This window comes from Sphingobium sp. OAS761, assembly GCF_024168485.1.
In the GTDB taxonomy this organism is placed as follows: Bacteria; Pseudomonadota; Alphaproteobacteria; order Sphingomonadales; family Sphingomonadaceae; genus Sphingobium.
On sequence record NZ_JALJVY010000015.1, the window covers coordinates 55,702 to 77,870 of the forward strand.

At 62.5% G+C, this 22,169-nt stretch carries 22 protein-coding genes; 6 read left to right on the forward strand and 16 right to left on the reverse strand.

What is annotated here, in order from left to right; genetic code table 11:
• Positions 1 to 43 precede the first annotated feature (43 nt).
• From J3E64_RS18170 to J3E64_RS18235, 14 genes are all read right to left on the reverse strand, one after another.
• Complete coding sequence (locus tag J3E64_RS18170; RefSeq protein WP_253344456.1) at positions 44 to 439, reverse strand: copper-binding protein; 396 nt, start codon at positions 437 to 439, stop codon at positions 44 to 46.
• A 13-nt stretch (positions 440 to 452) separates the two neighbouring features.
• Positions 453 to 3,596, reverse strand: coding sequence for an efflux RND transporter permease subunit (locus J3E64_RS18175; RefSeq protein WP_253344457.1), 3,144 nt, complete (start codon positions 3,594 to 3,596; stop codon positions 453 to 455).
• A complete protein-coding gene (locus J3E64_RS18180) occupies positions 3,593 to 5,071 on the reverse strand; it encodes an efflux RND transporter periplasmic adaptor subunit (protein ID WP_253344458.1) in 1,479 nt (492 codons plus the stop codon). Before J3E64_RS18180 ends, J3E64_RS18175 begins: the two co-directional genes overlap by 4 nt.
• On the reverse strand, positions 5,068 to 6,297 hold the full coding sequence (locus tag J3E64_RS18185; RefSeq protein WP_253344459.1) for a TolC family protein: 1,230 nt from the start codon (positions 6,295 to 6,297) through the stop codon (positions 5,068 to 5,070). Before J3E64_RS18185 ends, J3E64_RS18180 begins: the two co-directional genes overlap by 4 nt.
• A 135-nt stretch (positions 6,298 to 6,432) precedes the next feature.
• Entirely contained in the window at positions 6,433 to 6,726 is a 294-nt protein-coding gene (locus tag J3E64_RS18190) for a hypothetical protein (RefSeq protein ID WP_253344460.1), read from the reverse strand.
• A gap of 104 nt (positions 6,727 to 6,830) precedes the next feature.
• On the reverse strand, positions 6,831 to 7,190 hold the full coding sequence (locus J3E64_RS18195; protein WP_253344461.1) for a hypothetical protein: 360 nt from the start codon (positions 7,188 to 7,190) through the stop codon (positions 6,831 to 6,833).
• A gap of 43 nt (positions 7,191 to 7,233) precedes the next feature.
• Complete coding sequence (locus tag J3E64_RS18200) at positions 7,234 to 7,647, reverse strand: DUF411 domain-containing protein (RefSeq protein ID WP_253344489.1); 414 nt, start codon at positions 7,645 to 7,647, stop codon at positions 7,234 to 7,236.
• 64 nt (positions 7,648 to 7,711) lie between these two features.
• Positions 7,712 to 8,101 carry a DUF305 domain-containing protein gene (locus J3E64_RS18205; protein ID WP_253344462.1) on the reverse strand — a complete coding sequence of 130 codons (390 nt, stop codon included), beginning with the start codon at positions 8,099 to 8,101 and terminating at the stop codon, positions 7,712 to 7,714.
• Between the two features lie 110 nt (positions 8,102 to 8,211).
• Positions 8,212 to 8,685: a DUF305 domain-containing protein gene (locus J3E64_RS18210; protein WP_253344463.1), complete on the reverse strand. Its 474-nt coding sequence runs from the start codon at positions 8,683 to 8,685 to the stop codon at positions 8,212 to 8,214.
• Positions 8,686 to 8,774: 89 nt separating this feature from the next.
• Positions 8,775 to 9,986, reverse strand: coding sequence for a copper resistance protein B (locus J3E64_RS18215; RefSeq protein WP_253344464.1), 1,212 nt, complete (start codon positions 9,984 to 9,986; stop codon positions 8,775 to 8,777).
• Positions 9,983 to 11,968 carry a copper resistance system multicopper oxidase gene (locus tag J3E64_RS18220; RefSeq protein WP_253344465.1) on the reverse strand — a complete coding sequence of 662 codons (1,986 nt, stop codon included), beginning with the start codon at positions 11,966 to 11,968 and terminating at the stop codon, positions 9,983 to 9,985. Before J3E64_RS18220 ends, J3E64_RS18215 begins: the two co-directional genes overlap by 4 nt.
• A gap of 93 nt (positions 11,969 to 12,061) precedes the next feature.
• Positions 12,062 to 12,634, reverse strand: a complete 573-nt coding sequence (locus tag J3E64_RS18225; RefSeq protein ID WP_253344466.1) for an RNA polymerase sigma factor — start codon at positions 12,632 to 12,634, stop codon at positions 12,062 to 12,064.
• Positions 12,631 to 13,068 (reverse strand): periplasmic heavy metal sensor, encoded by a 438-nt coding sequence (locus J3E64_RS18230; protein WP_253344467.1) that lies wholly within the window; start codon positions 13,066 to 13,068, stop codon positions 12,631 to 12,633. The genes J3E64_RS18225 and J3E64_RS18230 overlap by 4 nt, the downstream gene beginning before the upstream one ends.
• 402 nt (positions 13,069 to 13,470) lie before the next feature.
• Complete coding sequence (locus tag J3E64_RS18235; protein WP_253344468.1) at positions 13,471 to 14,067, reverse strand: cytochrome c; 597 nt, start codon at positions 14,065 to 14,067, stop codon at positions 13,471 to 13,473.
• Between the two features lie 221 nt (positions 14,068 to 14,288).
• Here J3E64_RS18235 and copC point away from each other — a divergent pair, with 221 nt between their 5' ends.
• Positions 14,289 to 14,681 (forward strand): copper homeostasis periplasmic binding protein CopC, encoded by a 393-nt coding sequence (gene copC, locus J3E64_RS18240; RefSeq protein ID WP_301287356.1) that lies wholly within the window; start codon positions 14,289 to 14,291, stop codon positions 14,679 to 14,681.
• A gap of 5 nt (positions 14,682 to 14,686) precedes the next feature.
• A complete protein-coding gene (gene copD / locus J3E64_RS18245; protein ID WP_253344470.1) occupies positions 14,687 to 15,622 on the forward strand; it encodes a copper homeostasis membrane protein CopD in 936 nt (311 codons plus the stop codon).
• An 11-nt stretch (positions 15,623 to 15,633) separates the two neighbouring features.
• Here copD and J3E64_RS18250 read toward each other — a convergent pair whose 3' ends face one another.
• The gene (locus J3E64_RS18250) at positions 15,634 to 16,917 is read right to left on the reverse strand and encodes a type II restriction endonuclease (protein WP_253344471.1); all 1,284 of its coding nucleotides are present in this window, start codon (positions 16,915 to 16,917) and stop codon (positions 15,634 to 15,636) included.
• Positions 16,918 to 17,032: 115 nt separating this feature from the next.
• The gene (locus J3E64_RS18255; protein ID WP_253344472.1) at positions 17,033 to 17,299 is read right to left on the reverse strand and encodes a flagellar biosynthetic protein FliQ; all 267 of its coding nucleotides are present in this window, start codon (positions 17,297 to 17,299) and stop codon (positions 17,033 to 17,035) included.
• A 294-nt stretch (positions 17,300 to 17,593) separates the two neighbouring features.
• Between J3E64_RS18255 and J3E64_RS18260 the strand changes: the two genes are divergently transcribed.
• The 4 genes from J3E64_RS18260 to cueR all read left to right on the forward strand — a co-directional run bounded on the left by J3E64_RS18260 (position 17,594) and on the right by cueR (position 22,160).
• A complete protein-coding gene (locus J3E64_RS18260; RefSeq protein ID WP_253344473.1) occupies positions 17,594 to 18,481 on the forward strand; it encodes an NAD(P)/FAD-dependent oxidoreductase in 888 nt (295 codons plus the stop codon).
• A 156-nt stretch (positions 18,482 to 18,637) separates the two neighbouring features.
• On the forward strand, positions 18,638 to 19,312 hold the full coding sequence (locus J3E64_RS18265) for a class I SAM-dependent methyltransferase (protein WP_253344474.1): 675 nt from the start codon (positions 18,638 to 18,640) through the stop codon (positions 19,310 to 19,312).
• A 41-nt stretch (positions 19,313 to 19,353) separates the two neighbouring features.
• Positions 19,354 to 21,777: a heavy metal translocating P-type ATPase gene (locus J3E64_RS18270; protein WP_253344475.1), complete on the forward strand. Its 2,424-nt coding sequence runs from the start codon at positions 19,354 to 19,356 to the stop codon at positions 21,775 to 21,777.
• Positions 21,774 to 22,160: a Cu(I)-responsive transcriptional regulator gene (cueR, locus tag J3E64_RS18275; RefSeq protein WP_253344476.1), complete on the forward strand. Its 387-nt coding sequence runs from the start codon at positions 21,774 to 21,776 to the stop codon at positions 22,158 to 22,160. Before J3E64_RS18270 ends, cueR begins: the two co-directional genes overlap by 4 nt.
• Positions 22,161 to 22,169 lie beyond the last annotated feature (9 nt).

Below are 22,169 nucleotides of genomic sequence, written 5' to 3' on the forward strand. Positions count from 1 at the left end.
CTGACATATCGTTAGCCATGACGGTCAAAGCCTGTTCGGTTTGTCAGGGCTGCTTATGGATTGCGGTCACTTCGCCGGCGTTGCCAGTCAATGTGAGATCGAAATCGACTTTCTCGCCGATCTTCGCCGCATCAATGATTGCAGGTGCCGCCTTGAATGCCATCGTCATCGCGGGCCATTTGACTTCCGGGATCGCGCCATGATCCAGCGTGATCGTCCCGGCAGCCTTGTCGATCGCGGTTATCGTACCATGCCCCTTGGCCATGATCGGCACAGAGGCCGCCGGCGCCATCGCCATGTTGCCCATGTCGCTGTTCGTGGCTTCAGCGGCAGGTGCGGCCTGGTTGGTTTCCGCCGTAACCGGCGTCTCCGCCTTTTTGCCGCAGGCGGCAGTCAGCGCAGCGAGGCCGAGCGCAATGGTCAATCGTACATGCTTCATGACAATTTCTCCTTCATGATGAAACGGGTTGGAGGGAGGATTTTGCCCTCGGCCGCCGGAGCAGCAGATAGGCGGCGGGAAGGACGAACATCGACAGCAGCGGCGCGGTCAACATGCCGCCGATCATCGGCGCGGCAATCCGGCTCATGACTTCGGAACCGGCACCGGACCCGAGCAGGATCGGCAGCAGGCCGGCGAGGATCACGGCCACCGTCATCGCCTTGGGCCGTACACGCAGCAGCGCGCCTTCGCGCACCGCCCCCTCGACCTGCGCCGCATCCGGATTGGCGCCGTGTTCGTCGAGGGCATTTTTCAGATAGATCAGCATCACCACACCGAACTCAGCCGAAACACCCGCCAGCGCGATGAACCCCACGCCGGTTGCGACCGACTGGTGGAAGCCGAGCAGATAGAGAATCCAGAAGCCGCCAGTCAGCGCGAACGGCAGCGTTCCCATGATGAGCGCCGCTTCGTCGAACCGCCCGAAGATCATGTAGAGCAGCACGAAGATGATGAGCAGCGTCGCTGGCACGACCAGTTTGAGCTTGTCCACGGCGCGCTGGAGATATTCGAACTGGCCGGAATAGGCGATGCTGACGCCCGGCGAGAGCTTGACCTGTTTCGCGACGGCGCGCTGTAGATCGCCGACCACCGAGGCCAGATCGCGGTCGCGCACGTCGATATAGACCCATGTCGATGGCCGGGCATTCTCGGTCTTAAGCATGGGCGGGCCTTCGGCGATCGAGACGGTCGCTACCGTTCCGAGGGTGATCTGCTGGCCCGAGGGTGTCAGGACAGGCAGCGTACGCAGGCTTTCAAGGCTGTCACGCAGCTCGCGCGGATAGCGCACGCTGATCGGGTATCGCGCCAGCCCTTCGACCGTCTCGCCGATCGTCTCACCGCCAATTGCACCCGAAACGATGGCCTGAACGTCGGTGATATTGAGGCCATACCTGGCGGCAGCGGCGCGATCGATGTCGACATCGACATAGCGCCCCCCGGTCAGTCTCTCCGCCAGCGCCGAGCTGACCCCTGGCACCGTTTTCGCCACCGTCTCAACATCATGGGCGATCCGGTCGAGCTGGGCGAGATCGGCGCCCGACACCTTGACGCCGATCGGACTCTTGATGCCGGTAGCGAGCATGTCGATCCGGTTGCGGATCGGCGGCACCCAGACATTGGCGAGACCGGGCAGCTTCACCGTGCGATCAAGCTCTTCCACCAGCTTGTCGTGGGTCATTCCCGGTCGCCACTGGTCACGCGGCTTGAACTGGATGGTGGTCTCGAACATCTCTAGCGGGGCCGGGTCCGTCGCGGTCTCGGCCCGCCCCGCTTTGCCAAAGACGCTTTGCACCTCGGGGACGGACTTGATGAGCCGGTCAGTCTGTTGGAGCAGCTCTGACGCCTTCGCCGCCGAGAGGCCCGGCAAAGCCGAAGGCATGTAGAGCAGGTCGCCTTCGTCCAGATTTGGCATGAATTCGCCGCCGAGCCGCGTCAGTGGCCAGGCTGTCGTTGCGAACACGAGCGCGGCAATCAGAAGGACCGTTTTCGGCTTCCGCATCGTCCAGTCGAGCGCCGGCCGATAGATGTTGGTCAGCCAACGGTTGACGGGGTTCGCCTGTTCGGCGGGGATGCGCCCGCGGATCAACCAGCCCATCAGGATCGGCACTAGGGTCACGGAGAGGATGGCGGCCGCCGCCATCGCGTAGGTCTTGGTAAAAGCGAGCGGCGCGAACAGCCGGCCTTCCTGGGCTTCCAGCGTGAACACCGGCACGAAAGACAGCGTGATGATGAGCAGGCTGAAAAACAGTGCTGGACCAACCTCGGCCGCGGCCTCGGTGATGACGATCCAGCGCATTTCACCGCAGAGATGCTTATCCGGGTGATCCTGCTCCCAGCGTTCGATCTTCTTATGGGCATTCTCGATCATGACCACCGCCGCATCGACCATCGCCCCTATGGCGATCGCGATGCCGCCTAGGGACATGATATTGGCGTTGACCCCCTGGAACCGCATGACGACGAACGCGGCCAGGACGCCCAGCGGCAAAGTCAGGATCGCCACCAGCGCGGAACGGACGTGCCACAGGAACAGCCCACAGACGATGGCGACGACGATGAACTCCTCAATCAGCTTGTGCGTGAGATTCTCGACCGCGCGATCGATGAGCTGCGAGCGGTCATAGACCGTGACCAGTTCGACCCCCTTGGGCAGGCTTGCCTTAAGTGCGGCAAGCTTGTCCTTCACACCCGCGATCGTCTCACGGGCGTTCTTGCCCGACCGCAGGATGACGACACCGCCCGCGACTTCACCCTCACCGTTGAGTTCGGCGATGCCGCGGCGCATTTCGGGGCCGGTCTGGATCGTGGCGACGTCACCAAGGGTCACTGGCACGCCGCCGCTCGCGGTCCGCAGTGGAATAGCCCGGAAATCGTCAAGCGTCTTCAGATAGCCCGAAGCGCGGACCATATATTCCGCCTCAGCCATCTCGAGAACCGAGCCGCCCGACTCCTGATTGGCCTTTTGAATGGCCTCGACTGCCTGGGCATGGGTGATGCCATAGGCGGTTAGCTTCACCGGATCGAGCTGCACCTGGTATTGCTTGACCATGCCGCCGATGCTGGCGACCTCGGCAACCCCGGGCACGGTCTTCAGCTCATAACGCAGGAACCAGTCCTGAAGACCGCGAAGCTGGGCGAGATCATGCTGGCCGGTGCGATCGACCAGCGCATATTCGTAGACCCAGCCCACGCCCGTCGCATCCGGCCCCAGCGTGCTGCTGGCACTGGCCGGCAACCGGCCCTGGACTTGGTTGAGATATTCAAGCACGCGGCTACGTGCCCAGTAGAGATCGGTGCCGTCCTCGAAAATCACATAGACGAAGCTGTCGCCGAAGAAGGAATAACCGCGCACCGTCTTCGCGCCGGGCACAGACAACATGGTGGTCGTGAGCGGATATGTGACCTGGTTCTCGACGATCTGCGGGGCCTGGCCCGGATAGGAGGTGCGGATCACGACCTGAACGTCGGACAGGTCGGGGAGCGCGTCGATCGGCGTCGATCGCACTGCCCAGAGGCCCACGCCAACGAGCGCGAGCATCCCGATCAAGACGAAGAAGCGGTTCCTAACCGACCAGCGGATGAGATGCGCGATCACCGGCCCGCCACCTTCGCCATGCGGCGCACGGTCGGCCCTGCAGGTGGCTGGTCAAACGCGAAGCGGACACGATCGCCAGTCTTGTATCCCCGCACGAGCGCGGGATTGCCCAACTGGAATGTCATGGTCATCGCTGGCCAGCCAATCACAGGGACAGCCTCGTGGCTGAGCGTCACCGATTTGGCCGTGATCTGTTCAATCTTGCCGACAGACTCGTAAAGCGAGGCGGTAGCGACGGGCTTGGCGGTTGTCCCCGCGATCGGCCTGGCCTGGATACCAGAAAGGCTCGCTTCGGAATCGATCAAAAACTGCCCAGATGCGACGATCTTCTCGCCTTCGCTGAGGCCCGCCAGGATCTCGGTCTTGTCGCCGGATTGGCGGCCGGGCTGCACTTCGGCGGGGCGGTAGCGCCCTTTGTCGAGCGCGAGCATCACCAAGGTGCGTTTGCCGGTGCGGATCAGTGCTTCGGAGGGCACCAGTAATGCGGTTTGCGCGCTTCCCCCGAATGAGACGGTGGCAAACATGCCTGGCCGCAGGCGGCCGCCGCGATTGGGCAGCTCGATCCGAACGGTCAACGTCCGGCTGTCCGTCTGCGTCTCGGGCAACACCGCCGATACCCGACCGGTCAAGGTTTCACCCGGAAAGGCAGCCAGCGTTGCCTGCACGGTCTGACTTGGCCGCAGCGGCCCCGCGACCGCTTCGGGAACGGCGGCGTTGAGCCAGACCGTGCCGACGCCATTGACTTCCGCAAGAGTCTGACCGGCCATCACCGTCATGCCGGCACGGACGCCGAGCGTCTTGATGACACCGCCAACAGGCGTCGAGATGGTGATGACATTATGTGCCCGGCCACTGCGCTCAACCGACGCAATCATGCTCGCGGGCATCCCCAGCAAGGTCAGGCGTTGGCGCGCAGCTTGTATGAGCGCAGCGTTTCCGGTGCGACGCACCGCCAGAAACTCGGACTGCGCTCCCGCCCATTCGGGCACCAATATGTCGGCAAGCGGTGCGCCGCCGCCGATCACATCGCCCGGCGCCCGCGCATAGACCCGGTTCACAAAGCCGCCCGCCCGCGCCTGTATGACGGCGACATCGCGCTGATTGAAATCGATCGTGCCGGTGGCCGTAAGGCTACTCGCCAGCTCCCCACGACGGGCCGCAACGGTTCGCAGGCCGAGCGCCTGGGCCGCCGACGCATCGACCGAAATGCCCGGCGCTGCCGCCCCAGCCCCCTCCTCGTCGGCATAGCGCGGAATGGTCTGCATCCCCATGGACGAAAGACCCGGACCGTCATGGTGCTCCGCCGGGATCATTGGATCGTACCAATACAGAATCTTGCGCGCCGGTGGCTTTGCAGCGCCGCTATCCTTCGCACCCTGCCTGTCAGCCAGGGTGAAGCCTATCCCGCCCGCTGCAAGGGCAAGAGCGGCGGCCGCGCCAAAGAGCCACCCACGGGCAATCGTAACCTGGCTCATCGATTTTCGCTCCGGTAGGTGAGGGTCAGCCGTGCGCCGTCGGCGGCGACCAGGGCTTCGCGGTCAAGGGTCGTGATGGTTGCATCGGCGAGCGCGGCATAGGCGTCGGCGACATCCACAAGGGTGGCGCGCCCGGCGCCGTAGCTGGCGGTTTCCAGCCTCACGCGCTGTTCAGCGAGGGGCTGGAGCGTATCCCTGGCCCGCGTCCACTGGTCATGGTGCATGATATGATCGGCAAGGTCGGCTTCGAGGTCGGCGGCAAGCGCGCGCCGCGCCGCCTCGCGTTCAGCCAGCGCGCGCCCGGCATTGGCCTGGGCTGCGGCGATCCCGGCATTCTGGCGATTGCGGGTGAAGAACGGCAGGCTGACCGTCACGCCTGCTGAGACATAATCGCCGAAACGGGGGTCACGGCGCTGATAGGCGAGGTTCACCCCAAAATCCGATCGCCGCCCGGCATTGGCCACGCGCACCTCGGCATCGGCCTGCCCAAGCTGGGCATCGATCATCTTTATGCCCGGATGCTGATCCAGGCCCGCGCGCAGGGCTGGCGCGTCTATTGTGAAATCCGGGACCGGCCCTGCGATCTCCGGCGCGGGATCGCCGGTCCAGCGGGTCAGGGTCGCGCGTGCCCGCGCCACAGCCGAGACCAGTTCGCTGCGGCGATCCTGCATCGCGGCGACCGCTTGCTGACCGGCAAGTGTCTGTGCTGGCCGTGCGTTCCCCGAGGCGACCGCGCCGGGCGTCGTTCTCACGACTTGCGTGAGGCGGGACAGCACATCGTCAAGCGCTGCAAGCCTGCGCTCGGCATAGGCGAGATTGATCCAGGCCAGCGCAGTGCCCACCTCGACGGTACGGGCCTCGACGGCCGCATCAGCCTCCGCCGCCTTGATGTCGCTATCCGCCCGCGCCTGCTGAGCATGGCGTTTGGCGAGATTGGGGATGTCCTGAGATACGCCGACCCGCGCCATCGTGAAATCGTCGCGCTGAGGCTCGAACGCAAGCGGCCCCGAGATCGGGAAACTGTCGATGCCAACGCCCAGCGTGGGATCGGGTAGCGCACCCGCTGCTCCCCGCGCGGACCGTGCGGCATCGGTGCCGAGCGTCTTCGCGCGAATGGATGGTGCATCCTGCCTCGCCTGGCGAAGCGCCGCGTCGAAGGTGAGCGGGCCGGCGAACGCAATGCCGGGGATCACCGCGAGTAGCGGTGCACAATAGAATAGTCGCATGAAGAACTCCTGATCGGAGGGCCGGGCCAACATGGCACACGATTGCCAGGCATGTCAGTGGCGGCGGGAAGGGGGCATCCCGCCGCCACTGCTGGCCTAGCCGTCTATGCGACCTCTAGCAGCCAGAACCTGCGTCTAGCCTGCCGAGGCGCCCGAGGGAGACATCATGCCATGCATCTCCTTCATGCAATCCGCGGCGCTCATCTTCATCATGTCGCAATGGCAATTGGCGACTTGCTGCGCATCCGGCACCCAGACGCGGCGCGGCGCCGTCATCGGGGCCTTGGGGCCGAACTGTGGCATCTGACGCCATTCATAGTGGCCGCCTGGACGAGCGTCGGAGGCGGTATCCTGCGCGAACGCAGGCGCGAAAGTGAAAGCAGAGGCGGAAGCCGCAATGATAGCGGCGGCGATCTTGAGCGTTTTCATGATAGAAATCCTTGGCAAATAATCGTTGGTTAGCCGCGGGTCTGGCAGGGGTTCCGCTTGCGCCAAGGGCGCACGGAAACCACCAGCCTTACGGCTGCGGTCGATCAGCCAAGGATGGTCGGTGGTTCGGGCTCGGGGGTCAGATCGCTGCCATGCAGGATCGTCGCAGTGGTCCAGAACGCCATGGCCTGGTGAGGCAACGGCGCTGCCGGGACGGGCGGCGCGTCGCGAAGAACCATTGGAACGACGCACCCCATCGATGCGATGCAGTCGAGCGTCAGCCCCTTGCAGGGCTTGCCCGAAGGCTGCTGCTCCTGAGCCATCCCTTTCATGCAGTCTGCGCTCATCCCGGCCATTGCCATCGGCGCAGCGGGAGGGGCTGCGACAGACGCATAGGCCGCCACCTGACCCATCAGGCCAATGAAGGCTCCCAGCAGGAGAAAGAGATGCAGTACCCGTTTCACAGCCGTTACTTCTTACGCCGGTCCTTTTTGCAGAGCAATGGCATCATCGTTCACCATGACGCGCAAAGACGGTCTGCCCGCCTGGACCAAAAGCAATGACATTATAGGCTTCGACACGTTGTCCCGGAACCTCCATCCCCGGCGAGCCCATCGGCATGCCGACGACTGCGAGTCCGCGCACGCCACGCGGTTTCTGGGTAAGAACGCGCTTCATGTCCGCTATCGGTACATGTCCTTCAAAGGTCATACCATCGATCGTGGTCGTATGACAGGAAGCGAGTGCGGCAGGAACGCCATTCATGCGCTGGAAAGCGGTTCGCTGATGATCGTCAATTATCGTCACGCGCTTCCCAAACTGAGCGCGAACCTGGGCGGCCCATTTTTCGCAGCAGCCGCAGCCAGGGTCACGGTGAACGATAATGGGGCCAACGGCATTGGCCCCTGTCGCAAGGAACATCGCAGCAAGCGCCGCCAATCCTTTGATCTTCACTTCAATGCCTTTCCTGCTTGTCCAGGTTCCATCACTCGGCTCGCTTACCATGTGTACGAAGCCATGCCTGTAGCTCTGCTATCTCGCGAGTTTGATCAGCTGAGGATTTTGTCGCCATGGCACGCACCTTCGCATCACGCGTCCGGTCGATAACGATGCGCGACATGGCGATCGCACCGCGATGATGTTCGATCATTTTGCGCACCCAAGTTTCGGTCGCGTCGCTGCCGACCGCGCCAATCATCTTTTGATGCATGTCCATTTCAGCTTGAGGATAGGGGTTGGCAAGCGTCGGCCGCATCATCTCGCCCATAGCGCCATGATCCATTTTCCCGTGCTCCATTCCCGGCTTGTGTTCCTGAGCAAGGAGAGGACTGGAAACAATCGCTAATATGGCCATGGGTGCAACGAACTTGATCATTTTCATCTCCTATGTGCCCCCGCGAAGGCTTATACGATTTCAGCAGTTCCCCCCTCTTAACGCCCGGACCATTAAAGCGCTCCAGCGTCGGACGCACAGTTGCTCAAGCATTATATTCGATTGAGGATGCCCTTCATTTCATCGATTTCGCGCCGCTGCGACTGGATGATTTCGCTGCACAGGCGTTTCACCTGCGGATCGGAAATATTGGCCTCACGGCACATCAGGATCGCGCCCGAATGGTGCGGGATCATCGAGCGCAGGAAGGCCCGATCTCCAATTGTAGTCTGAGTGCGGATCAGTGCAAAGGAGCCAACGAAAGCGAGCGCCGCGACAGCGATGATGATGGTATTCGCGAGGTTGGACGGGAACATATGGCGCATGGCCAAGATCATCAGCACAACCATCGGCGCGACCATCATCAGCGTCATGTAAAGCATATTGAGATTGTTGAAGAAGCTATCGAAACCATCGATCATGACAAACATGACCAGATACATGATGATTCCGCTAATCACGGTTTGAACAGCAAGGCTTGTGTAGCCATTCTTCATTCCGTGGTTTTGTTGCATTTCCTCCATCATCTTCTCCTATGCCTAGCGGCGAAGCGTCTCCTTCAACGCGCGAAAATTGTATTGGGTGAACCGGTGCGGGAGCGCCTCACCAAATAAATTCAGAACCAAATTCGGAGGCCCGCAACAAAGCTTGTCGTCGTCGGATCTTCGCCGTCCGCCCGTGCATAATCCGCGGTCTTCCCCGTCTTGGCTTCGTAGGAAACCCCGACATAGGGCGCGAACTGGCGGGTGATCTCGTAGCGAAGTCGCAGCCCCAATTCGGCATTGACGAGGCCAGAACCGACCCGGTTTTCAGGGACGTCCTGCGCGGAAAGATTGAGTTCCACGCGGGGCTGGAGGACGAGCCGCTGCGTCAGTCGCTGGTCGTAATAGCCTTCGAGGCGACCGAGGACATCGCCCTTGTCCGACAGGAAGGCGGCACCCTCGACCTCGAACCAATAGGGCGCGAGACCCTCAAAGCCGATGGTCGCATAGGTCCGCGAGGGTGACGGCTGAAAATCATGCCGAATACCCGCCTGAAGGTTGAAATAGGGTCCGATCGCCCGGCTGTAGAGCGCCTGAATTTCGGCGCTTTCAACGCCCCTCCTGAAGACGCCCTCCCCTTCGGACTTGATCGTCAGCCGATTGATGTCCCCGCCAAACCAGGCTTCGCCATCCCAGCGATACCCGTCACGGCCTTGCCGCACCTGGACCTCGGCAAGGTTGAACATCACTTGAGCGAAGGATTGCCCGCCCTGTTCGTGCATCATTGCCATCCGCGACTGTGCCATCTCGGCGGCCGGGAACTGCCTTTCGGCATAGTGGTCCATCGGCGGCTTGGGCGCCGGGGCATTTCCCGCCGGGAGAGCGGTTCCGGTCATTTCCATGGCCGGCATGGCACCCATATCGTGACCGGCATGATCGCCCGACATGTCCATACCCTGCATGTCGTCGGCCTTCGGTGTCGAACCGCTGTTGCCCATGTTCATGCCCGGCATGGCGCTGTGATCCATCGCCGGCATTGCCTTGTCGTCCGCCGGCCCTGCTTGAGGCATCGCCATCCCAGGCATGGCCGAATGATCCATGCCTTCCATATTGTGACTGGCTGCGGGCTTTGCGGGCGCCGCTCGCCTTGGCGCCGCCCTCCTTTGCGCGGGCTTCCTGGGAGCCGGCTTTTTTGCGCGCTTCACTGGCGCGGGTTTCTTCGCCGGCATCGCCATGCCGGGCATGCTGGAATGGTCCATGCCCTGCATCGACTGACCTTGAGCGATCGCGGGCATGGCGAGCAGCACCGCCGAGCCGGCGAATAGTGCCGTCAGAGAGCGCTTCATGCCGCCTCTCCCTTCGGGCGGACGCTCACGACGCGCATCATCCCGGCGTGCATATGGTAGAGAAGGTGGCAGTGGAACGCCCAGTCGCCGACCGCATCGGCGGTAAAGTCCCATGTGACCTTGCCGCCGGGCTGTACGATGACCGTGTGTTTGCGCGGTGCATGATCCCCATGCCCCGTGACCAGCTCGAAGAAATGGCCATGAATATGGATCGGATGGCCCATCATGCTGTCGTTTATGAGGTTGATCCTCACCCGCTCGCCTTCGATGAACGGGATCGGCTCATGGACATCGGACATCTTCTCGCCGTCGAACGACCACATGAAGCGCTCCATGTTGCCGGTCAGATGAATGTCCAGGCTGCGGCTTGGCGCCCGCACATCGGGATTGCGCTCCAGCGCCATGAGATCCTTGTAGACAAGCACCTTGTGGCCGACATTTTCGAGGCCCTGGCCGGGGTCCCCGGTACGGTCCATCGGCATGGGAGAGATCGTCTGGACGCCCGGCCCCCTCTTGACCTGCGGCGCCTTGGAGAAGTCGCGCATATTCATCGGACCCATCTCCATGGACCCCATATCCATTCCCGGCATAGCGCCTTGCTGTCCGCTCATGGCGCCATGGTCCATGCCCGTCATCGCACCGCCACTTGCGGCCATGCCCGCCATATTGGGATCCATCCCGGCCATGGCGGCGTGGTCCATACTGCCCATCGCGGTTCCGCCAGAAGTCGCGCTCATCGCCATGGCGCCGGCGCCTGCAGTCGCCAGCTTCGCAGAAGGGTTTTTCTCGGCAGTCGGATCGACGCCGCGCATCGGAGACATTGCGCCCCCCGACATATCCATGCCTTCCATGCCCGGCATCGATGACATGTCCATTCCCATGTCTTTCATGGTGGCGAGCGGCCGTTCGCGCAGCGGCGGCACTTCCGCCGTCATGCCAGCGCGCGGCGCGAGCGTGGCGCGCGCCATGCCCGAGCGATCGACGGCTTCGCCGACCAGCGTGTAGGCACGGTCATCGGGCGGGGTGACAATCACGTCGTAAGTTTCAGCAACGCCGATCTGAAATTCATCGACAGTGACAGGCCGCACATTCTGGCCGTCAGCCTGGACCACGACAAGCGGAAGCCCCGGTATCCGCACATTGAAGGTCGTCATGGCCGAGGCATTGATAAAGCGCAGCCTGACCCGCTCGCCCGGTTTGAAAAGCGCCGTCCAATTGTCGCGCGGCCCATAACCATTGATAATGTAGGTGTAAGCTGGCCCCGTGGCGTCGGAAATATCGGTCGGGTCCATCCGCATCTTGCCCCAGTCGAGGCGATCCTTGAGCATCTGGTCGCGCCCGGAAAGCAGCCCGGCGAGCGTCTGGCGCTGGAAGTTGAAATGGCCGGGGTCCACTTTCATGCGCCGGAAGATACCTTCCGGCGAAATCGCGCTATGGTCAGCGAGCACGATGACATGTTCGCGGTCATACTGGACCGGATCGGCGCCAGCGGGATCGATCACGATCGGACCATAATGGCCGAGCTGCTCCTGAAGGCCCGAGTGGCTGTGATACCAATAGGTGCCGTTCTGGATGACGGGGAACTCATAGACGAACGTGGATTTGGGCCGAATGCCGGGAAAGGAGACACCCGGCACGCCATCAAATTGCGGCGGGACGAGCACGCCATGCCAATGGATCGAGCTGTCCTCGTCAAGATCGTTGGTCACATGGAGACGAACGGTCTGGCCCTCACGCAGGCGGACCAAGGGAGCCGGGACGGTTCCGTTGACCCCGATGGCCCGCATTTTCCGGCCATCGATCATCATCGTCTGCCTGGCGATTGTCAGGGCTATGTCGTTGCCCGAAACCGTGGGGAGCGGTTTGACGATGCCTGCGGAGACGGGCTGCGCCCACGCCGGCATCCAGGCGGACAAGGCAAGGCCGCCACCGGCGAGCGTGGCGCCGCGGATCATATCGCGGCGGGTCAATACCGAGGTCATGTAGTCTCCCTTGTTTCCTTCGGCGGACCCGGCTCAGGGAGCCTGCTTATCCGCTGCACTCTCTTGGCCTTACGCATGAAGCGGGCTGACCCCTCATGGTTCCGCCAGAATTTCCGCAAGGCGGGTGCGTGCCCGGTACAATCGCGTTTCGACGGCCTTGCCGCTGATAGAAAGAGCGGCTGCGGTTTCCGCCTGCGTCATCCCCTCAACGGTTCGCAGCAAAAGAACCTCCCGTAGCGGCGCTGAAAGGTCGGCCATCGCCGCGTTCAAGCGCTGCAATTCCAGTTTCCCGGCTGCGCTGTCATGGGCGGACGGGCTGTCATCGGGTACGGCTTCCCATTCCTGTTCGGTGGTCGATCCGCCCAGGGTGAAAAACTGCCGCACCTTTTGCCGCCGCCGCCAATCACGGCATTTGTTGATCGCGATCCGGGAAAGCCACGCGCGCAGCGGGCGCTCGCCATCATATTTTTGCAAATGCCCAAAGGCTGACACGAAACAGTCCTGGGTGAGATCCAGCGCCTGGTCGGCGTTGCCGACCAGGCCGCGCACCAGACGAAAGATGGGGGTCTGATGTCGGTGCATGATTTCAGCGAATGCCGCTTGCCGTCCACTCAGGGTCAGCGCCGCCAGTTCACCGTCCGAAAACGCCTTGAAGTCGGGGCTCACCGCACATCGTCGGTGAGCGCATGGACCACCGCCTGGTCGAAAGTCTTGGCCTGATCCGGGCGAAGGATCTGGCGCATGGCGAAGATATGGCCGAGCGTTTCCTTTTGCAGCTCACCCATCGCCTGATGCGACCGATCGACGGCGGCGGCGACCTGTGGACCGTTGCCATGTTCGGCTTCGATTGCATCGGCAAGCCGCGCATTGTCAGCTCTCAGTTCAAGCTCCAGTGCTTGGCGGCGCACGGCAAAACGCTTCTCGAGAAGATCGATCTGGCGTTTCTGCCGGTCATCGAGATCGAGCTTGCTATGCAAAACGTCATGCAGCTCGACCCCGGCGGGGGCCGGCTGCGGGAAGAAATGGCGACCAAGCCATACCCCGGCGATGGCCGCAACGAACGCGACCAGCGCGATCAACAGTACCAGCCTGGCTTTCATCGCGGACCTACAAGCAAGGTCGACGGCGCAAGCGGGTTGGAAGGACCGAACGGAGACAAGGTGGCGGATGCTTCAGCGGGAGGCGTAAAACCCGTGCTGGCGACACCCAACAGTACCGCGACAAAGGCCGCGGCCATGCCCACTCTCAGTTGCGCGGCTACCGAGACTAGCGGTCGCGCCGCGAGCCGTTCGAAGACGGCCTCCTCCAATCCTGCAAGTCCGGGATGAACGGGGTCGGTGCGAAGGCGGCTCAAAAGCCTATCAAGGTCTGTAGTCATCACAAATTCCCATCATTCAATCTCGCCCTTCGACGCTGCGACCACCCTATCCTATCTTTCACCGCCCAAGCTGGAAATCGGTGTCTGTTCTCGGGCCGTTCGCGCGTCGACAGACCCGCGCGATCTAGGGCATCGGTTTCGCCATGCCGGGCATGTCCTTCATCATCGCGTCATGATCCTCGGGCGCGCTGGCGATGGCGGCTTGATATTGCGCCGCCGACATTTTCGGCAATTGCCGGACGAAGGCGACCATATCCCAGATCAGTTCATCGCTGTGCGTCTTGCCCCATGCCGGCATGGCCGTCAGCTTGACGCCGTGCTTGATGATCCAGAACTGCTCCTTCGCCGAGTGCCGGGGCTCTCGGAAGAGTTCCGGCGCACTGGGATACAACCCCTGGCTGATTTCGCTCTTTTCCATGCCCGGTGCGAGGTGACACCCGCTGCACATCTCCGTGTAGAGCCCGGCTCCGCTCTGGAGCCGCTTCACGTCCATCAGGTTGGCCGGAACGACGATGTTCCGTGACCGGACAGCGATCGAGCGATCCCGCAATTGGTCGATCATCCAATAGACGGGTTTGCTATGCGGCGCGTCGGCGCCGATGTTATAGATTCCCGTATACACTACCGCGCCACCGATCGCGCCAACCGCTAGCGCCGCTACCGCAATGAACGGGCCGCTCGGCAAATGCCGCCTCAATCTTGTTGCCCTGGAATCTGTCATCGCGTCCTCCCCAGCAAATACCTTTGGACGAGTGGTGATTTCGCACCCATCCATTTGGTCATACGCACGGGCGGTCCTCATCCCTCACGGGATGCAAAAAGCATTGATCGGCGCGCCCTGACGTACCGACGGATGGATCGCGGCCCAGAGAAATATGTCTGCATCGATGAGGGGTCGCAATCTCGCGTGCGTAATTGCCTTTGTCGGCAGTACCGCCGCCAATGGAGAAATCGATGTTTCGTAAAACAGTTTTCGCGGTCGCCATGGCGGCCTCGGCCTTCGTAGCTACTGCCGCCTATGCTCACCCCAGGCTGGCGACAGCCCTGCCCGCCGCCGACGCAACCGTTGCGGCGCCGACAAAGGTTCAGCTCGTCTTTACCGAAGCACTCGTTGCACAATTTTCGGGCATCGACCTCTCCATGACCGAGATGCCCGGCATGAAGATGGGACCGATGAAGATCAACGGCGTCAAGGGCGCGCTTGCCGCTGACGGCAAGACCCTCGTTGCGACGTTCGCAAGGCCGTTGTCGGCCGGGACCTACAAGGTCGACTACCATGTCGTGTCCACCGACACGCATCGCATCCAGGGCAGCTACACCTTCAAGGTCAGGTAAGGCCCATGCCGGACATGGTGGCGATTGCCGTCAGGCTGGGTCTCTATCTGGACCTCATGCTTCTCTTTGGGCTGCCGATGTTCGGCCTTTACACATTGCGCGGGGCCGAGCGGAAATCCGGCTCGGTCCTGCGCTTCCGCCCCGTCCTCGCCACCATCGCCCTGATCGGCATTGGCTTATCGATTTTGGGCATGATGGTGCTGGCGGCATCCATGGGGGGCGTCCCGATCGGCGAGATCGATCGGGCGACCATCAACATGGTGATCTCGGGGACGAGCACCGGCGCCGTCTGGCAGGTGCGCATCGCCGCGCTCCTGCTGATGCTCTATTTTTCGCTCGTGGGATGGCGACGGCCGACCTTTGCTCTGACAGCACTTTCGATCGCGGCGGCCGTTGCCCTTGCGACGCTGGCGTGGACGGGGCACGGAGCGGCGGATGAAGGCGCGCTTGGTTGGGTTCACCTGGGCGCTGACATCATCCATCTTCTCGCTGCCGGGATATGGATCGGGGCGCTGTGTGCCCTGTGCCTTCTCATTTTTTGCCCGGCGGCCCGCATGGCCAGGGACCATATCCACCTTTCGCACCGGGCTTTGGACGGCTTTGCGAGGGTCGGCTCGATCGTGGTCGGCCTGCTCATCCTCTCGGGCCTGGCAAACAGTTGGATATTGATCGGTCCATCAAAACTGGGGTCGCTCTTCACCAGCCTCTATGGCGTTCTGCTCCTGGGGAAATTGCTGCTTTTCGGCGCGATGCTGTTGCTGGCGGCGGCCAACCGTTTCTTCCTGACGCCGGCGCTCGCAACCGCGTTGGAAGAAGGTGATGGCTCCTCCGCCGTCCGCTCGCTGCGGCGAAGCCTCCTGATCGAAAGCGGCTGCGCCATCGCGATCCTTGCGCTGGTCGCCTGGCTCGGACTGCTGGCGCCTCCGGCATCGGGAATGTGAGGGAGCGATTTTCAGGGCAACGCGCGGGCTATGGCCTTGATCGCTTTCAGCCCCGACCCGAACCGGGAAATTGCGTCCTTGTGCCGTTCCAGCTCGCCATAGGGGAGATAGGCGATTTCTAGATCGGCGATGCGGCTGAAGGCGGGCCGCGCCAGTTGCGCCCGCACGTCGCCCTCTCGGGCGTCGGGGGCGACCAGAAATAGCCCGGCGGCGGCGTGCAGCTCGCTGCCGCTCAACGCCAGGTCGAGCATGCGAACGATGCCGGAATAGATCGAGGTCGAGTGCTCCACCTCGAATGCGGCTGCGACCCGATCGCTGTCCCGGTCAAGCCACAGCACATCGATCAGGCGGATGGCGTCGCCGCCGGTCGAAGTGGCAATCGACGCAGGCAGGCTTTCAAGGCATCCCTCCCCCAAACGCACCCCGTCATACAGACGCCCCCGATCATTTGCCGCGATCCAGACATCATAGCCCAACGCACGCCCTATATCGCGAAGCCACGCCTGAATCTCCGAATGCGTCCGGTCGCTTTCGCCCTGCTTTTGAACGGCCTTGTTGAGGCTCTGCGCCTCGGCCCGTGCCTGTTCGAGCCGCATCGCCCAGGCTCCGGCCTCCTGATCTTCCTTATCACGCGGCGGGGCGGGATAACGCCCCGAGCCAATGTCGAACAACAGCCCGCCAATCGCCCCAAGGTCGTTCGACAGCAAATCGCGGAATTGCTCGTTGAGGTCGAGGATGCCCGAGCGCATGGCGAGAAAATGCTGCCAACTGCCGAGCTTGACCTTCCCGCCCGTCAGCTTGTTGTAGCCGTTGACGATCGCCGTGTTGAACGGCGGAACGAGCGTGGGATGCAGGAAATAGAGAAGATTGGCGACCGCTGGCCCCAGACCCTTGATGTTCAGGCGATCGATCGTGTGGATGCCCGCGATAATCTCTTCAGCGGTATCGCAGCAGGCGCAATGATCCAGCAGCCGTCCAAAGGCGCGCTGGTGCGCCGGATTTTCATAGATGTCGGGTATCCGTAGCTTGGGCTTCCACAAAAAGGCGTGATCCGCGCCCTTGAAGATCTGCCGCTGCTCCGCAACCGAATGCACCACGGTTTCGAGCGACGATCCACGATAGGCGACGCCAAATCGCCCCGCCTCGATTTCCGCCACCACCTGGGCCAGACCGCGGCGGATGGAGCGGAAATTCTTGATGCGCTCGTCCCACAGAAACCAGCTCTGATAGGTTGCGTTCGGGTCTTCCTTCCATCGCTGGATCAGTTGCCGCGCCAGCAATTCAAAATCCGCCAAATCGCCCCCCATTGTGCCTTACTGCGTCGATCAGCAACGCTAGCATTCGGCCTGACTGCAAGCCAGATTCCTGACCGGCATCAAGCACAAAAATGAGTGCCGCAGGACTTTGGGTTCATTGGATGTCGTCGGGTATGTGGACGAGAAGATCGCGCGTATAATCGATGAGCAATCCGCCCATCGCGGCGCCGAAGACGGTCAGAACAAATAGCAGCGCCAGCAATTTGGGGACAAAGCTGACGGTTTGTTCGTTGACCGACGTCGCGGCCTGGATGATCGAGATGACCAGTCCGACCACGCCCATGATGAGCAGAGGCGGCCCGGCCACCATCGCCATCACCCAAAGCGCACGCCCCATCGAGACGGAAAAGGGACTATCCATTGCTTCTCCCGCGGCGGTGGGGTTGTTGCGCGATACGGGACTGTTGCGGGACGGGCGGAGCGGAGTGGGATCATGTTTCCGATCCCTCTTCTCCTCTGCCGCCCGTCCCGCCCCACGCTGCGACCCGTGGGTTCACGAATGTCGTCCCGCCTAATGGGCTACATCTGATTTACGCATCGTCGTCGCCAACCCCTCACGCCGCCGTGCATTTTTCCAAAAGGTGCGAAGGCTTTTGAGGGCAGATGCCATGTGCTGCGTAATAGGAGTGAGGATAGACGTCAGCGAAAGGCGCACATGTACGACTGCGTTATCATCGGCGGAGGTCCCGCAGGTCTTACGGCAGCGACCTATCTCGGGCGGTTTCTTCGTCGCACGCTGCTCGTGGACGCCGGGGGCGGCCGTGCCGCTCGCATTCCGAGGACGCACAATCTTCTCGGGTTCCCGGAAGGGATATCCGGCGAAGAGCTGCTTTTGCGCATGCATCAGCATGCCGCGCGCTACGGCGCGGAATTGGTCAGTGGCATCGTCCATAACATCGCGCGGGCTGAAACCGGCTTTGTCGTCGATATGGGCGCGCGTCCCGTTGAAGCGCGAACCCTGTTGCTTGCCCAAGGCGTCACAAATCACCAGCCAAGGCTTGCCGCTGAGGTCCACGACCATGCTGTCTCGCGTGGACTTATTCGCTACTGCCCGGTCTGTGACGGGTTTGAAGTCCGCGGAAAGAGCGTAGCCGTCTTAGGTTGCTCGGACCATGGCGCGGCCGAGGCGCGCTTCATTCGTCGTTATAGCGATACCGTGGCGCTCCTTACCCAGGAGGCTTCGCAGCTTTCAGGAAGCGATGAAGGGGATCTCGTCCGAAGCGGGATCGTGGTCCAGCGCGCCCCCATTCACACCCTGTCGGTCAGCGACGACGCTATTCTCGCGAGCCTGGTCGATGGCCCATCGCTAAGGTTCGACACCCTTTATGTCGCGCTTGGAACGTCCGCCCGCTCGGAATTGGCGCGGATGGCAGGCGCGGAGTTGAGCGCATCGGGTTGCATCATAGTCGATGAGCATCAGCAAACGACGATCGATGGTCTGTTTGCCGCCGGCGACATCGTTGAGGGATTAGACCAAATCGCCGTTGCTGCGGGCCAGGCAGCCAAGGCGGCTACCGCAATTCACAATCGTTTATCCGGGTAGGCGATGCTGAACAGGCAAATAATTCAGCAGAGCGCTTGACCCTGACATGATGTTAGACCCCAGATAGGGGCACCACCAAGGAGACGTGCAATGTCGGAATCCTCGAACCGCCGGCATTGATGATGTGAGGACCAGCCCAACCGGGAGATCATGCCAATGCCGTCCGCACTCGAGACAGACGAGCGAGCACTACGCCCGCAAAGCTTCACGCCGCCGCTCGGAACGGGCGATACCGCAGACTATGACCGCGCAATCCGACGATGGACGCGCGAGCTGCGTTGGCGTCACGCGATGCTGTGGCTTGTCGCGCCGCAGCCCGGCGAAACGATCGCCGATATCGGATGCGGGACCGGCAGCTTCGCGATCATGCTCAAGCAACTGCATCCGGGGGTTTCGATGATCGCCGTCGATCCCGACGAGGAGGCACTGCGTCTCGCCCGCGGGAAAGCAGGCCGCGCGGGGCTTGCGATCGACTGGCGCCAGGGCTTTGCCGACACGGTTGCCCCGGCCAGTGCCGAGGCGGTCACGTCCAGCCTCGTATTCCATCAGGTTCCGCTGGCTGTCAAGCGGAGCAGCCTGGCGGCAATGTACCGGGCGCTGAAGCCCGGCGGTCGCCTCGTGCTTGCCGATTATGGCCGCCAGTCGGGGCTGATGCGGCTCCTGTTCCGCGTGACCGTTCAGCGGCTCGACGGGATCGAGGACACGCAGCCCAATGCCGATGGCGTGCTTCCCCGCTTGATCGCCGAGGCGGGTTTTGCCGCCGTGAGCGAGCGTGACCGCATCCACACGGCAACCGGCACGATCGCGATTCTCACCGCGCGCAGGCACTGAGCGGGCCGCCGTCCGCGTCTCGGATTCCAATAGGGAAATTAATGGTTGACCCTGACATGATGTCAGACTCTATCTCAAATGGCGTTGGAGGAACGGATATGACGAACAGCCACCACGACGCACATGCGGAACACGGTCATAGCTGCTGTGCTGGCGGTAAGGAAAAGGGTGCCGCGACGGCAATCGATCCGGTTTGCGGAATGACGGTCGATCCGGCGGCGACCTCCCATCACGCCAGCCATGCCGGCCATGACTATCATTTCTGCAGCGCGACTTGCCGATCCAAATTTATCGCCGATCCCGAACGCTATCTGAGCGATCGCCCGGCTGAACAGGAAGCAGTACCCGAGGGCACCATCTGGACCTGTCCCATGCACCCGGAGGTGCGGCAGGATCATCCTGGCGCCTGCCCCATATGCGGCATGGCGCTTGAACCCGAATTGGTGAGCGCGGATACGGGGCCGAGCGCCGAACTGATCGATATGACCCGTCGTTTCTGGATCGGCCTTGCGTTGACCTTGCCGGTGATCGTGCTTGAAATGGGCGGCCACCTCATCCCCGCACTTCACCATATGCTATCGCCCGTCGTCTCGGGCTGGGCGCAGTTGGCGCTGGCAACCCCGGTTGTGCTGTGGGCAGGATTTCCCTTCTTCGAGCGTGGATGGATTTCGGTTCGCACACGCAAACTCAACATGTTCACGCTGATCGCGATGGGCACGGGCGTAGCCTGGGCCTATAGCGTCGTGGCGACCCTTGTTCCGGGCATATTCCCCGCCGCATTCCGCGCCGCCGATGGGTCGGTCGCGGTCTATTTCGAAGCGGCCGCGGTCATCACTGTGCTGGTTCTGCTGGGACAGGTACTGGAGCTGCGCGCGCGCGAGCGGACATCGGGCGCTATAAAGGCGCTGCTCAACCTTGCGCCGAAAACCGCGCGTCGCATCGATGCCAATGGCAACGACGAGGAAATATCGCTCGATCTGGTGGCGGTAGGAGATCGGCTCCGCGTGCGGCCTGGTGAAAAAGTGCCGGTCGACGGCACCGTCGAGGAAGGCCGTTCGTCGCTCGATGAGTCGATGGTAACGGGCGAATCCATGCCGGTTTCCAAGACGATCGGCGCCACTGTCATTGGCGGCACGCTCAACCAGAGCGGCGCCCTGGTGATCCGTGCCGAAAAGGTCGGGCGCGATACGATGCTTGCGCGGATCGTGCAGATGGTTGCCGAGGCCCAACGATCGCGCGCGCCCATCCAGCGTCTTGCCGATCAGGTCGCGGGCTGGTTTGTGCCGGCGGTGCTGCTTGTCGCCGTGCTGGCCTTCATCGCCTGGGCCGTTCTCGGCCCCGACCCGCGTCTCGCGCACGGCCTCATCGCGGCCGTCGCGGTCCTCATCATCGCCTGCCCATGCGCGCTTGGACTGGCGACCCCCATGTCGATCATGGTCGGGATCGGCCGGGGCGCTGGGCTGGGTGTTCTCATCAAGAATGCCGAGGCTCTCGAACGGATGGAGAAGATCGACACGCTGATCGTCGACAAGACCGGGACGCTGACGGAGGGCAAGCCGAGCGTCACGGCGATCTTGGCCGCATCGGGTTTTGAGGAAGAGGATGTGCTTCGGCTTGCGTCCGGGGTCGAACGAGCGTCCGAGCACCCGCTGGCGCTCGCTGTCGTCGCGGCCGCCAATGCCCGAAACATCGTCATTCCCGAGGTCACGGATTTCGACTCTCCCACGGGCAAGGGCGCCGTGGGCACCGTCGAAGGCAAACAGATCCGATTGGGCAATGGTCGATTTCTCGCCGAAAGCGGCATCGAGACGGGCCCGCTCGCGGACCGTGCGGATGCGCTGCGCAAGGATGGTGCAACGGCTATTTTCGTCAGCGTCGATGACCAACTGGCAGGCGTTCTCGCAATCGCCGACCCGATCAAGGACACTACCAGCACCGCGATCGCCGCGCTCCGTGAGGAAGGCATCCGAGTGGTGATGCTGACCGGCGACAACCACACGACCGCAAGCGCGGTTGCGAGAAGCCTGGGGATCGAAGAGGTCGAGGCCGAAGTACTCCCCGACCAAAAGAGCGCCGTGGTCGGACGGTTGAAGGGTGAAGGCCGTATCGTCGCCATGGCCGGCGACGGCGTTAACGACGCGCCGGCGCTGGCCGCCGCCGATGTCGGCATTGCGATGGGTTCGGGAACCGACGTGGCGATCGAAAGCGCCGGCGTCACGCTGCTCAAAGGGGACTTGAACGGGATCGTGCGGGCGCGGCGCCTCAGCGAGGCCACGATGTCAAACATTCGGCAGAATCTGTTCTTCGCCTTCATCTACAACGCGGCAGGCGTCCCCATCGCCGCTGGCGCTCTCTATCCGATTTTCGGCATTCTCCTGTCGCCGATCATTGCCGCTGCGGCCATGGCGCTTTCCTCAGTCAGCGTCGTCACCAATGCGCTCCGCTTGAACCGAACGACAATATGAACATCGGCGCGGCATCAAAGGTCAGCGGCGTTTCACAGCGAATGATACGCCACTATGAGCAGATTGCATTGATACCCGCGCCGGCAAGGCGCTCGGGCGGGTTTCGGGACTATTCCGACGCGGACATCCATCGTTTGCGCTTCATCGCCAACGCACGCGACCTGGGATTTCCGATTGAGGAAATTCGGACGCTGCTCAGCCTTTGGTCAGACCGCCACCGGGCCAGTGCCGAAGTGAAGGCACTAGCCGAAGCGCGCGCACTGGAGCTGGGCCGCAAGGCAGCGGTTCTGGAACGCATGCGCGAGACGCTACTTGCGCTTGCCGCTGACTGTCATGGCGATCAGCGGCCCGAATGCCCTATTCTTGAAAACCTCGAACGCTGACACTCGATC

Bases quoted from the DNA above. Each gene is read 5' to 3' on its own strand.
- J3E64_RS18170 (WP_253344456.1), bottom strand. From the start codon at position 439: ATGAAGCATGTACGATTGACCATTGCGCTCGGCCTCGCTGCGCTGACT.
- J3E64_RS18180 (WP_253344458.1), bottom strand. From the start codon at position 5,071: ATGAGCCAGGTTACGATTGCCCGTGGGTGGCTCTTTGGCGCGGCCGCC.
- J3E64_RS18185 (WP_253344459.1), bottom strand. From the start codon at position 6,297: ATGCGACTATTCTATTGTGCACCGCTACTCGCGGTGATCCCCGGCATT.
- J3E64_RS18190 (WP_253344460.1), bottom strand. From the start codon at position 6,726: ATGAAAACGCTCAAGATCGCCGCCGCTATCATTGCGGCTTCCGCCTCT.
- J3E64_RS18200 (WP_253344489.1), bottom strand. From the start codon at position 7,647: ATGTTCCTTGCGACAGGGGCCAATGCCGTTGGCCCCATTATCGTTCAC.
- J3E64_RS18205 (WP_253344462.1), bottom strand. From the start codon at position 8,101: ATGATCAAGTTCGTTGCACCCATGGCCATATTAGCGATTGTTTCCAGT.
- J3E64_RS18210 (WP_253344463.1), bottom strand. From the start codon at position 8,685: ATGATGGAGGAAATGCAACAAAACCACGGAATGAAGAATGGCTACACA.
- J3E64_RS18215 (WP_253344464.1), bottom strand. From the start codon at position 9,986: ATGAAGCGCTCTCTGACGGCACTATTCGCCGGCTCGGCGGTGCTGCTC.
- J3E64_RS18220 (WP_253344465.1), bottom strand. From the start codon at position 11,968: ATGACCTCGGTATTGACCCGCCGCGATATGATCCGCGGCGCCACGCTC.
- J3E64_RS18230 (WP_253344467.1), bottom strand. From the start codon at position 13,068: ATGAAAGCCAGGCTGGTACTGTTGATCGCGCTGGTCGCGTTCGTTGCG.
- J3E64_RS18235 (WP_253344468.1), bottom strand. From the start codon at position 14,067: ATGACAGATTCCAGGGCAACAAGATTGAGGCGGCATTTGCCGAGCGGC.
- copC (WP_301287356.1), top strand. From the start codon at position 14,289: ATGGAGAAATCGATGTTTCGTAAAACAGTTTTCGCGGTCGCCATGGCG.
- copD (WP_253344470.1), top strand. From the start codon at position 14,687: ATGCCGGACATGGTGGCGATTGCCGTCAGGCTGGGTCTCTATCTGGAC.
- J3E64_RS18255 (WP_253344472.1), bottom strand. From the start codon at position 17,299: ATGGATAGTCCCTTTTCCGTCTCGATGGGGCGTGCGCTTTGGGTGATG.
- J3E64_RS18260 (WP_253344473.1), top strand. From the start codon at position 17,594: ATGTACGACTGCGTTATCATCGGCGGAGGTCCCGCAGGTCTTACGGCA.
- J3E64_RS18265 (WP_253344474.1), top strand. From the start codon at position 18,638: ATGCCGTCCGCACTCGAGACAGACGAGCGAGCACTACGCCCGCAAAGC.
- J3E64_RS18270 (WP_253344475.1), top strand. From the start codon at position 19,354: ATGGTTGACCCTGACATGATGTCAGACTCTATCTCAAATGGCGTTGGA.
- cueR (WP_253344476.1), top strand. From the start codon at position 21,774: ATGAACATCGGCGCGGCATCAAAGGTCAGCGGCGTTTCACAGCGAATG.